This is a genomic window from Paenibacillus sp. EKM10P, from assembly GCF_011800655.1.
Lineage (GTDB): Bacteria > Bacillota > Bacilli > Paenibacillales > Paenibacillaceae > Paenibacillus > Paenibacillus polymyxa.
Genome location: NZ_JAALET010000004.1, coordinates 169,347 through 180,762 on the forward strand (window position 1 = coordinate 169,347; position 11,416 = coordinate 180,762).

Here is an 11,416-nt window from a genome sequence, read left to right on the forward strand (position 1 = left end):
TATGAAGCGATGAAGGAGTTGTTAGATTTAATATGTCCATCGAAATGAATACACAAGAAGTCATCAACGTGATTAAAAACAGCAAGAAAAAGACGCCTGTTAAAGTATATGTAAAAGGGGCTTTGGCTTCCGCATCTTTTGGCGAGAACGTTCAAGCTTTTATTTCTGGAGACAGCGGTGTGGTATTTGGTGATTGGGCCGATATCAAGCCGGTACTGGATAGCGCAAATGCTAAAGAAGAAGATTATGTGGTGGAAAATGACCGCCGTAACTCCGCTGTTCCTATGCTGGATTTGAAAGGCATTAATGCACGCATTGAGCCAGGCGCCTATATCCGTGACATGGTAGGCATCGGTAACAACGCAGTCATTATGATGGGTGCAGTAATTAACATTGGCGTTACGATTGGTGAAGGCACTATGATTGATATGAATGCTGTACTTGGCGGTCGTGTTAAAGTAGGCAACATGTGCCACATCGGTGCAGGCGTTGTCCTTGCAGGTGTCATTGAGCCACCTTCCGCACAGCCCGTTATCGTAGAAGACGAAGTATTGATCGGTGCGAACTCGGTTGTACTGGAAGGCGTACGCATTGGTAAAGGTGCAGTTGTCGCAGCCGGAGCGGTTGTAACTGAAGATGTGCCTCCATACTCTGTAGTAGCGGGTACACCTGCACGTGTAATCAAACAAGTCGATGACAAGACCAAATCCAAAACTGAGATTTTGAAAGAACTGCGCGTTTTGTAAGAAGGCAAAGTTCTTTATGTACCAAAGGTGAACGATTCCTTGTCAGGAGCATGATACACTGACAGCATAACATAGGGACGAAGCACAACGGACAAGGCTCGGCGGCTGCGCCGGGCTTTTGTCCTTTTGTTCTTTTGCCAGGTAAGAGCTGATGAGCTATAAAGAGGAGGCGTAGCAGCAAAATGAGTACAGCCGATTATCGTTCTTTTGTTCAAATACGAAGGGATCTGCATCAAATTCCCGAACCAGGGTTTGAGGAATATAAAACACAACGATACTTGCTGAACTACTTGGAAACGCTCCCTCAGGAGCGGCTGGAGATTCGTACATGGCGTACGGGCGTGTTAGTATTCATTCATGGAACGGCTCCTAAGCGCCGCTATGGATATCGTTGTGATATGGATGGTTTACCCATCGAGGAAGAGACGGGTTACGATTTCCGTTCGACTCATCCTGGCTACATGCATGCTTGTGGACACGACTTACATATGACGATTGGATTGGGAATTGTGACTCACTTTGCGAGTCATCCGATTAAGGATGATCTGGTCGTGTTGTTTCAACCTGCGGAGGAAGGACCTGGTGGAGCCTTGCCTATGCGGGACAGCACGGAGCTGGCCGACTGGATGCCGGATGAAATTGTCGCATTGCATGTTGCACCAGAATATCCTGTAGGCACAATTGCTACTCGCCCGGGTATCCTGTTTGCCAATACATCAGAGCTTTTCATCGATCTCAAGGGTACGGGCGGACATGCTGCTTATCCACACAAGGCGAATGATATGGTAGTAGCTGCTTGCCAGCTGGTAGGGCAATTACAGACGGTGGTAGCCCGTAACGTGAACCCACTGGATGCAGCAGTCATTACTGTTGGCAAGGTTAGTGGAGGTACGAAGCAGAACATTATTGCGGAAACCGCTCGTTTGGAAGGTACAATCCGTACGCTGTCTGCCGATACGATGATGCTGGTTAAATCGCGGATTGAGGCGCTGGTGCGCGGTGTGGAAGCTGGGTTTGAATGTCAAGCGGAGATTCATTATGGCTCCAATTATTTGCAAGTGTACAATGAAGCCAAGGTGACTGAGGAATTCATGAACTGGGTCAGTAATCGGAAGGATGTGCAGCTCGTTGAATGCGGAGAAGCGATGACGGGAGAGGACTTCGGATATTTTTTGGAGCGAATTCCCGGTCTGATGTTCTGGCTTGGCGTAGATACGCCTTATGGCTTGCATCATGCCAAGCTGGAGCCTGCAGAGGAAGCCATTGAGGTAGCCATCCGCGTGCTGACAGACTATTTTATATGGAAGTCTCAAGGGTGAATGATACAGCCTGAATAATTATGTTTAATGAAGAGAATGTAATGGAATGAAGTCGAATTTTTGAAGGAGGGTGTTATGGGAGAGCAAACCATCATCCGATTTGAGCGGGTGACCAAACAATATGACAACGATCCCCCGGTGCTGGCGGATGTCAGCTTTGAGATTGAGCGTGGTAAGTTTTATACACTGCTGGGCCCTTCCGGTTGTGGTAAAACGACAATTTTGCGTATGATTGCAGGTTTTGCAGAGCCGACAGAAGGCTCTATTTATTTGAATGATAAACTCATTAATCGTGTTCCGGCCAATGAGCGGCAGGTCAATACGGTTTTTCAGGATTATGCGCTATTTCCACATCTGAACGTATTTGAAAATGTAGCCTTTGGTCTGCGAATCAAAAAGATGAACAAAAAGGACATTCAGGAAAAGGTGACACAGGCGTTGTCCTTTGTCAATCTGGAAGGCTACGGTGAACGGGAAATTTCCGAGATGTCCGGGGGGCAGCGTCAGCGTGTAGCGATTGCACGGGCTATCGTCAATGAGCCTGATGTTCTTTTACTGGATGAACCTTTGTCGGCACTGGATTTAAAGCTGCGGACAGAAATGCAGTATATTTTGCGTGAAATGCAGCAGCGCCTGGGAATCACTTTTATATTCGTTACGCATGATCAGGAGGAAGCGCTGGCCATGTCAGACGAAATATTTGTCATGAACAAAGGCAAGATTGAGCAGAGCGGCACGCCAAATGATATCTATGATGAGCCGATTAATCGATTTGTGGCTGACTTTATTGGCGAATCGAATATTGTTCCTGGACGTATGATCGCGGATTATCAAGTGGAATTTAACGGTCGACAGTTTGAATGTGTTGACGGAGGATTGCGTCCGAACGAACCGATTGAAATTGTGATCCGGCCCGAGGATTTGGAGATTACGAGTGTTGCTGAAGGCAAGCTGCGGGTAAAGGTGGATACTCAATTGTTCCGTGGGGTTCACTATGAAATAAGCTGCTATGATGATTCAGGACAGGAATGGCTCGTGCATTCTACCAAAAAGGCGGAGCTGGGAAGTGAAATCGGCCTGAAATTTGACCCGGAAGCCATTCATGTCATGCGCTTTGGGGAGACAGAGGAAGAATTCGATCGGCGTCTGGAAGCCTATGAAGAGGTAGATCAGCATGTCCGGTAATACAAGAGCAGCGTATCTGCTGCCTTACTATTTATGGATTGTGCTGTTCGTGGCGGCGCCAGTTGTCCTTGTATTTTACTATTCACTATTTGATGTGGATGGTCATCTCACATTCAGCAACTACGCTCAGTTTCTGACACCTGTTTACTTAAGCATGACGCTTAGCTCGTTTTGGTATGCATTTCTGATTACGGTATGTTCACTGCTCGTGGCGTATCCGGCGGCCTATTTACTTACTCGCACCAAGCATAAGCAGCTGTGGCTGTTGCTCATTATTTTGCCAACCTGGATTAACTTGTTGCTCAAAACGTATGCTTTTATCGGGATTTTCGGAACCTATGGTCCGGTGAATGCGGTGCTAGGAATGGTTGGGTTGGGTGGTCAGCAAATATTGTTTACCAGCTCCAGCTTTGTGTTTGTATCTGTGTATATTTTTGTGCCTTTTATGATTTTGCCCATCTATAACGCGTTGGAAGGCTTGAATCCTTCACTGCTGGACGCAGCCCGTGATTTGGGAGCCTCCAAATGGACCGCGTTTCGCAGGGTTATTTTCCCGTTAACACTTTCGGGTGTGCGATCCGGCTGTATGGCTGTGTTTATTCCAGCGCTGTCGCTGTTTATGATTACCCGTCTGATTGCGGGTAACCGTGTGATTACGCTGGGAACGGCGATAGAGCAGCATTTTCTGGTTACTCAGGACTGGGGTATGGGCTCTACAGTTGCTGTGTTCCTGATTTTGGCGATGGCGATCATTATGCTGCTCACCTCGCGAACGAAACGGAGGGTGCGGCATGGCAAATAAAAACCGATTCGGAAATATTTATTTGGTGATTGTTTTTCTCGTGTTGTATGCACCTATCTTGTATTTGATGTACTATTCCTTCAACAGCGGCGGGACCATGCACGAGTTTGAAGGCTTTACACTTCAATATTACAAAGAGGTGTTCGCAGACACCCGTTTGATCATTATTGTCATTAACACTTTGGTGATTGCTTTGCTGTCGTCTGCATTGGCTACGATAATTGGGATCATGGGTGCGCTGGCTATTCATCAGATGCAGAACCGTCGAGTCAAAAATACGCTGCTGTCGCTCAACAATGTACTAATCGTGAACCCGGACGTTATTATTGGCGCTTCCTTCCTCATTTTGTTCACGATGGTTGGGATTAAGCTGGGTTTTTACTCTGTTTTGTTATCCCATATTGCGTTTAGTGTGCCGATTGCGGTCATTATGATTTTGCCACGCCTTCAGGAAATGAGTCCATCTCTGGTCGATGCCGCGCGTGATTTGGGTGCCAGCCGGCTGGATGTGCTAACCAAGGTGATTTTGCCCTTTATCAAGCCAGGAATTTATGCAGGCTTTTTTATGGCGTTAACGTACTCGCTGGATGATTTTGCGGTGACCTTTTTTGTGACTGGCAGTGGCTATTCGACCTTATCAGTGGAAATATACTCACGTGCCCGTCAAGGGGTTTCCTTGTCCATCAATGCGCTGTCCACGCTCATATTCCTGTTTACTGTGCTGCTGGTGGTGGGCTACTACTTTATCATGCGCAAGGCGAATCGTAATGGTAAAAAAGAGCCTGCGGCGGAAATGGGGGTGCCTAGATGAAGTCGCTTGTGCGCGTGTTTCTGTCCATTTTCATTATCTCGTTTGGCCTGATGGGCGTGGCAGCCTGGCTGAACTCCAGCCAAGGCTACTCCGGTGGTAACACACTGACGGTGTACAACTGGGGAGACTACATTGATCCTGAGCTGCTGGAACGGTTTCAGAAGGAGACGGGCATTACCGTCATTTATCAAACATTTGATTCCAATGAAGCGATGCTGACGAAAATCGAGCAGGGGGGAACTTCATTTGATGTAGCGGTTCCCTCGGAATATGCGTTGGCTAAAATGAAGCAGGAGCATCTGTTGCTCCCATTGGACCACAGCAAACTGCCGAATTTGAAGCATGTAGATGCTCATTATCTAAACCTTTCGTTTGATCCGAATAACCAATATTCGGTTCCGTATTTTTGGGGTACAGTCGGGATTGTCTTTAACCCGGAGCTAACGAAGGGCATTGATTTTCATAGCTGGGATGGCCTATGGGACCCGAAGCTGCGTAATAATCTGTTGCTAGTTGATGGAGCTAGGGAGATTATGGGCATGTCGTTGAACAGTCTCCACTATTCCTTGAATGATACGAACCAGGCGCATTTGCAGCAAGCTTTGACGAAGCTGGAGAAGCTAGCACCCAATGTCAAGGCAGTGGTTGGCGATGAGATTAAAATGCTGCTGGCCAACGAGGAAGCTGCTGCTGGAGTTGTATGGTCCGGTGATGCTTCCGAAATCATGGATCAGAATGATAAGCTGGATTACGTCGTGCCAGATGAAGGGTCCAACCTGTGGTTCGATAATATAGTTATTCCAAAAACGGCCACCCATGTGGACGCGGCTCATAAATTTATCAATTTTATGATGCAGCCCGATGTAGCCGCTCAAAATGCCGAGTTTGTAGGTTACTCCACGCCAAACAAGGATGCAAAGAAATTGCTGCCTGAGGATATTTCTGGCGATGAGCGTTTCTATCCTCCATCTGAAATTACAGATAAGCTGGAAGTATACAACAATCTGGGTAAGCGAATGCTCGCTCACTATAATGAATTGTTCCTGCAATTCAAAATGCATTTAAAGTAGGGGAGTGGCGTTGTGGATCAGGGAATGGTGCTTTAGAGGCCGCTGCGGAGGCGGATGGTGCTTACCATCGCTGTTAAATTCTGATTTTTATGATTGAATATGTAAAGGTGAAAATCGGAATTTAAAGGCGACCGCTTCGCTTGTCCAGCACCATTCCGCCCCCTCCGCTGCGCCGTGCTTAAAGCAACGTACCTGTTAATCCCACGCCGACGGTGAGGGAGTAGGGGAAGAGTGAAAAGAGGCCCTTGAACCACCAACGTAGGTGGTTCAAGGGCCTTTTTTGTGTACTCACCGCGCGAAGCGGTAAGTAATGTCTTTAACCCTACCACTTCACATACCTTAGAAAATTGTGGGGCTTTAAGGCGGGCAGCGAGCGAAGCGGGCCAATTGAATCTGGAGAAGCGGCAGCGTTCGCCTTTGCTGAGGGATTCTTACCTTTAAATGTTTTATACAATTAAAGAATCCCCCAGCAACAGCGATCGGAAGATCAAATGGACTGCGTAGCGCCCCTAACCACCTTAACCTCTCACAATTCCTCTAACAAACCTCTCTATTTTATCCAACCCTTGCTCCAGTACATCCTGTCCGTAGGCGTAAGATAAGCGAATGTAACCTTCGCCATAGGAAGAAAAGGCATCTCCCGGCACGACAGCCACTCCTTGCTCTTCCAGCAGCTTCAAGGTGAAGTCCATCGAGCTTAATCCAAAATGGGCGATGGAAGGGAAGAGATAGAAGGCTCCTTCGGGCTTCTCCAGTGGAATTCCCATATCAGTCAGTCTTCCGTGTACATAGTCACGACGTTTGCGGTACTCATCGCGCATCGGAAGTGCATCATCCACCCCAGCGGTCAGGGCTTCTAGTGCTGCATATTGGCTAATTGAGCTAGCACAGGTCACGTTGTATTGATGCACTTTGACCATGTGCTGTGTGATTTCAGCAGGTGCAAGTGTAAAACCAATGCGCCATCCTGTCATGGAATGTGATTTGGACAGTCCGTTAATGACGATGGTGCGCTCCCGCAAACCTGGAAGAGTCGCAATAGATACGTGCGATGTATCATAAATCAGTTCGCTGTATATTTCATCCGAAATGATAAACAGGTCGCGTTCCTTGAGCAAATCTGCGACGGCTTCCAGCTCTTCGCGGCTCATTACTCGTCCGGTTGGATTCGAAGGATACCCGAGAATGACTGCCTTTGTACGCTCGGTCAGATACGGTTTCAGTACCTCTGCCGTTAGCTTGAAGCCGCTGTTGCGGGTGTCAGCCAACACGGGAATGCCACCTGACAAACGGATCAATGGCTCATATCCTGGGTAGATCGGCACAGGTAGAATGACTTCGTCTCCGGGTGACAAAATCGTGCGCAGGGTAATATCCAGCGCTTCACTGGCTCCGTTCGTCACGATAACCTCATCCTGTCCTCGGTAATTCAGGCCGTATTTGCGATCTACAAACGCTGCTGCGGCTTCGCGTAATTCCGGTAGTCCCGGATTAGGTGTATACGTGGTCCGACCTTCATCAATCGCCCGATGGGCAGCTTCCATAATATGCGCAGGGGTGGGGAAATCTGGCTGCCCAATCGTTAATGACAGAGTTCCGGGTAATGCGGCAACTTTATTGGCGATTTTGCGGATGCCGCTGATTTGAATATTTTTAACCTGATCGTTAAGCAAATGCTCCATAGTGTGTAATGCCACCTTTTTCTGTATTAGAACAAGTTTACAATAATATGATCTGATTATGCTACGGCAAGAAGAATTCATTTTACATAATTCAGGTACTAAATTGGCTAATTTGTGGTATCTTAAATATAGGGTATGTTTGTAAGCGTAATCATAAGGAAAATGGGGAGTGATCAAAGCCAATTGACTTAACGATCACAGAACTAGATAAATGTCAGATTGATTGACTTTGTAAGATAGTTAAGTTATCTTTTGTGGAGAAGTAGTATGATAAAGTAGAATGAATAGAATGCAGAGGTGAAATGTCGTGGGAGTAACAGCTAAACAAATTTTTGTGAATTTACCAGTTAGAAACCTGCAACACTCCATTGATTTTTTCACTTCCATCGGATTTGAATTCAATGCTCAGTTCACGGATGAACATGCAACCTGCATGGTTGTTAGTGAACATATTTTTGTCATGCTGTTGGTTGAAGAACGTTTTAAAGCGTTCACTTCCAAGGAAATTTCAGATGCCACGAAAAGCACAGAAGCGATTGTTGCCCTATCGGTGGAGAGCCGAGAAAAGGTGGATGAGATCGTCCACAAAGCTTTGAAAGCAGGCGGCAAACCCTCCAATGAGCCTCAAGATCATGGTTTTATGTATGGCTGGAGTTTTCAGGATTTGGATGGTCATCTATGGGAGTTCTTTTATATGGCAGAGCAGTCATAGAAGTAAGGGTGATTAAGCAAACGAAGTATCATGGAAAGTAATCTATCCTAAAAGGATAGTTTACTTTCTTTCTTGCATGTGATTGAACTCATCAGGAGGAATTACAATGTCTAACGAAGTGAGAATATACTCTGTTCAAGTGCTCAGCGAAGTATTGTCAGATTCACTAAGCCGGCTGTTGATCGACGTGGTTGCTGATGGTGCATCTATAGGTTTCTTACCGCCACTGGGGTATCAGGAGGCAGCAGCTTATTGGAACAGTGTGCTTGAGGACGGTGTAGTTCTGTGGATTGCCGAGAAGGACGGAATACCTGTTGGGACGGTTCAGCTTCAGTTGGCTCAAAAAGCGAACGCTACACATCGTGCAGAAATTGCAAAGCTTATGGTGCATCCGTCCGGACGCAGGCTTGGGATCGCACGACAGTTAATGAAGGCAGCCGAAGAAGAGGCAGTGCGTCATAACAGAACCCTACTGGTGCTGGATACGCGGGTGGGAGATCCTTCTAATAGATTATATGAGTCGATCGGGTTTGTGGAAGCTGGTGTTATTCCGAACTACGCTCAATCAGCCGATGGTCAGCTGCACGCCACTCGATATTATTATAAGCCATTAAATCCGTATTCCAGTCATAGCTGAGCATTTGCCGAATAACCGTGGTATTTGCGGGAAATCATAACTTGTCATAGGATTACATAACCTTTTTCCGCGTTTATTCGACTGGTAAAGCACGGGAATCGGAACGTATAATGAAGAGGAAATCAGAAAAGGTCTTTTTATGTCATTTGACTGTACTGAATTGAAGAACGTAGCAAACACAGCGGAGGAATCAAAGAATATGAGGCTGGAGCATGATTTTTTAGGAACCAAGGAAGTGCCGTCAGATGCTTATTACGGTGTACAAACTCTAAGAGCAAAAGAAAATTTTCCAATTACAGGCCAACGATTGCATCCTGAGTTGATTAAAGCCATGGCGATCGTAAAAAAGGGAGCAGCGACGGTAAACATGGAACTAACCCGTTTACATCGCCCCAAAGCAGAGGCCATTATTCAGGCTGCTGACGAGATTATTCAAGGACAGTTGCATGATCATTTTATCGTCGATCCGATTCAGGGCGGCGCAGGCACGTCCATTAATATGAATACAAATGAAGTGATTGCAAACAGGGCGCTGGAGCTGATTGGTAAGCAGCGAGGAGACTATCAGGAGATCAGTCCTAATAATCACGTTAATATGGCGCAATCGACGAACGATGCTTTTCCTACGGCCGTACATTTGGCTGTATTAAGTATGATTGATAAGCTGTTAGTCACCATGAGTGAGCTTCAGGAAGCTTTTTCCCGCAAGGCCACTGAGTTTGATAGTGTGATCAAAATGGGTAGAACCCACTTGCAGGATGCAGTGCCGATCCGATTAGGGCAGGAGTTTCAGGCTTATGCTCGTGTGCTGGGCCGTGATATCGGACGCGTTCGTGCAACCAAAGATCACCTGCTAACCATTAATATGGGTGCAACTGCAGTGGGTACCGGCCTGAATGCAGACCGTCATTATATTCAGCGTGTCGCTGAGGTACTGGCTGAGGTTAGTGGCTTTCCTGTGGAAGCAGACGAAAACCTCGTAGATGCCACACAAAATACGGATGCCTATACCGAAGTGTCCGCTGCCTTGAAAATTTGTATGATGAATATGTCCAAGGTGGCCAATGACATCCGTTTGATGGCTTCTGGACCACGCGCTGGTCTGGGAGAACTGAGTCTGCCTGCTCGTCAACCAGGATCATCCATTATGCCGGGCAAGGTAAATCCAGTGATGTGTGAAGTCATTAATCAAATTGCCTTTCAGGTCATTGGTAATGATCATACAATCTGCTTGGCTTCGGAGGCAGGCCAACTGGAGCTGAACGTGATGGAGCCTGTACTTGTCTACAATTTGCTGCAATCGCTGGAAATTATGAAGCAGGGCTTCCACGTTTTCCGTGTTCATTGTGTGGAAGGAATTGAAGCAAATGTGGAGCGGTGCCGTGAATATGTGGAGAACAGTGTAGGTATTATTACAGCGCTCAATCCGCACCTCGGATATGAGGTCGTATCACGCATTGCCCGCGAAGCAATTACGACTGGCAAATCGGTACGTGAGCTGTGTCTGCTATATAATGTACTGACTGAGGAAGAATTGGACATTATATTGGACCCGTACCAAATGACTCAGCCTGGTATTGCCGGAGAATCTTTGCTGAATCGTGAATAATATTGCGGAGTTTAGAATGTAGGCAACTTTGAGATAAAATGAAGGCAGCCCCGTCGAATTCGGCGGGGTTGCTTTTGTGTAAAACCGTGTCAGTGTGATAGGTGGTAACGGTAACCCTACTAAGGAATATACCGCTTGCATGCCTGCTGTAGAAAAGGGGAAGAGGAATGCTGCTGGAGCAATTATCGGCATATAAGGAATTAGGAATAGGACTTATTGTATTACTATTACTGCTTGTGCTCATCATCAGGGGAATGATACGTGGTCGTCGGAATCGGATTTTACGTGATCTGGACCCGCGTAAAATCGGAATTCAGGATATAGATCGTATGGAGGATGGCTCGGAATTTGAGCTTTATTTGCAGCGGCTATTATCCGCACTTGGCTATAAGGACATTTATAAAACAACCAGCAGCCGCGATTTTGGAGCAGATCTGGTATTTACAGACCGTGAAGGCGCCAGAGTCGTAATTCAGGCCAAGCGTTATGCTGTACAACATCCGGTCGGCTTGGGAGCTGTACAGGAAATTTACACTTCCATGCGTTATTATGCGGCCGATAAGTCTGTTGTCATCACCTCCGGACGTTACACGGAATCCTGTAAAACACTTGCTGCTGTCAACGGGGTTAAATTATTGGACCGCAATGATTTGGAAGACATGATTGATTTGTTCAAGTCAAAGCGCCGCGAGGAGGTTATGGATGTAATAGAAAGTAGGGCAGAGGTGATCGCTTCCAAATGGAGTAAAAAATAATTATAAAAGGGACTGAACTACTGGCGGCAAGCTTGAAGCCTAGTAATCAGTCCCTTTTATTATTGAATATGATGCTGCTCTTATACCG

Annotated in this window: 11 protein-coding genes; 10 read left to right on the forward strand and 1 reads right to left on the reverse strand. The window is 46.6% G+C overall.

From position 1 onward, the window contains the following. The first annotated feature begins 32 nt into the window (after positions 1-32). The 6 genes from dapD (at position 33) to HFE01_RS13295 (ending at position 5,933) form a co-directional block, all read left to right on the forward strand. Positions 33-746 carry a 2,3,4,5-tetrahydropyridine-2,6-dicarboxylate N-acetyltransferase gene (gene dapD, locus HFE01_RS13270; protein ID WP_013372273.1) on the forward strand — a complete coding sequence of 238 codons (714 nt, stop codon included), beginning with the start codon at positions 33-35 and terminating at the stop codon, positions 744-746. Positions 747-928: 182 nt separating this feature from the next. Further along, positions 929-2,065, forward strand: coding sequence for an N-acetyldiaminopimelate deacetylase (locus HFE01_RS13275; protein WP_016821694.1), 1,137 nt, complete (start codon positions 929-931; stop codon positions 2,063-2,065). A 75-nt stretch (positions 2,066-2,140) separates the two neighbouring features. Further along, positions 2,141-3,250: an ABC transporter ATP-binding protein gene (locus HFE01_RS13280; protein ID WP_016821693.1), complete on the forward strand. Its 1,110-nt coding sequence runs from the start codon at positions 2,141-2,143 to the stop codon at positions 3,248-3,250. Then, the gene (locus tag HFE01_RS13285) at positions 3,240-4,052 is read left to right on the forward strand and encodes an ABC transporter permease (protein ID WP_016821692.1); all 813 of its coding nucleotides are present in this window, start codon (positions 3,240-3,242) and stop codon (positions 4,050-4,052) included. The genes HFE01_RS13280 and HFE01_RS13285 overlap by 11 nt, the downstream gene beginning before the upstream one ends. Further along, positions 4,042-4,863 (forward strand): ABC transporter permease, encoded by an 822-nt coding sequence (locus tag HFE01_RS13290; RefSeq protein ID WP_016821691.1) that lies wholly within the window; start codon positions 4,042-4,044, stop codon positions 4,861-4,863. The genes HFE01_RS13285 and HFE01_RS13290 overlap by 11 nt, the downstream gene beginning before the upstream one ends. After that, positions 4,860-5,933, forward strand: coding sequence for an ABC transporter substrate-binding protein (locus tag HFE01_RS13295; protein WP_016821690.1), 1,074 nt, complete (start codon positions 4,860-4,862; stop codon positions 5,931-5,933). The genes HFE01_RS13290 and HFE01_RS13295 overlap by 4 nt, the downstream gene beginning before the upstream one ends. 518 nt (positions 5,934-6,451) lie before the next feature. On the opposite strand, the gene HFE01_RS13300 is transcribed toward HFE01_RS13295, so the two are convergent. Next, complete coding sequence (locus HFE01_RS13300) at positions 6,452-7,615, reverse strand: aminotransferase A (protein ID WP_107733242.1); 1,164 nt, start codon at positions 7,613-7,615, stop codon at positions 6,452-6,454. Positions 7,616-7,922: 307 nt separating this feature from the next. Between HFE01_RS13300 and HFE01_RS13305 the strand changes: the two genes are divergently transcribed. The 4 genes from HFE01_RS13305 to HFE01_RS13320 all read left to right on the forward strand — a co-directional run bounded on the left by HFE01_RS13305 (position 7,923) and on the right by HFE01_RS13320 (position 11,328). Beyond that, on the forward strand, positions 7,923-8,327 hold the full coding sequence (locus HFE01_RS13305) for a VOC family protein (RefSeq protein WP_107733243.1): 405 nt from the start codon (positions 7,923-7,925) through the stop codon (positions 8,325-8,327). 106 nt (positions 8,328-8,433) lie between these two features. Further along, a complete protein-coding gene (locus tag HFE01_RS13310; protein WP_107733244.1) occupies positions 8,434-8,964 on the forward strand; it encodes a GNAT family N-acetyltransferase in 531 nt (176 codons plus the stop codon). Positions 8,965-9,163: 199 nt separating this feature from the next. Then, the gene (gene aspA, locus HFE01_RS13315) at positions 9,164-10,573 is read left to right on the forward strand and encodes an aspartate ammonia-lyase (RefSeq protein WP_107733245.1); all 1,410 of its coding nucleotides are present in this window, start codon (positions 9,164-9,166) and stop codon (positions 10,571-10,573) included. Positions 10,574-10,740: 167 nt separating this feature from the next. After that, positions 10,741-11,328: a restriction endonuclease gene (locus HFE01_RS13320; RefSeq protein ID WP_107733246.1), complete on the forward strand. Its 588-nt coding sequence runs from the start codon at positions 10,741-10,743 to the stop codon at positions 11,326-11,328. The last annotated feature ends 88 nt before the right edge of the window (positions 11,329-11,416 follow it).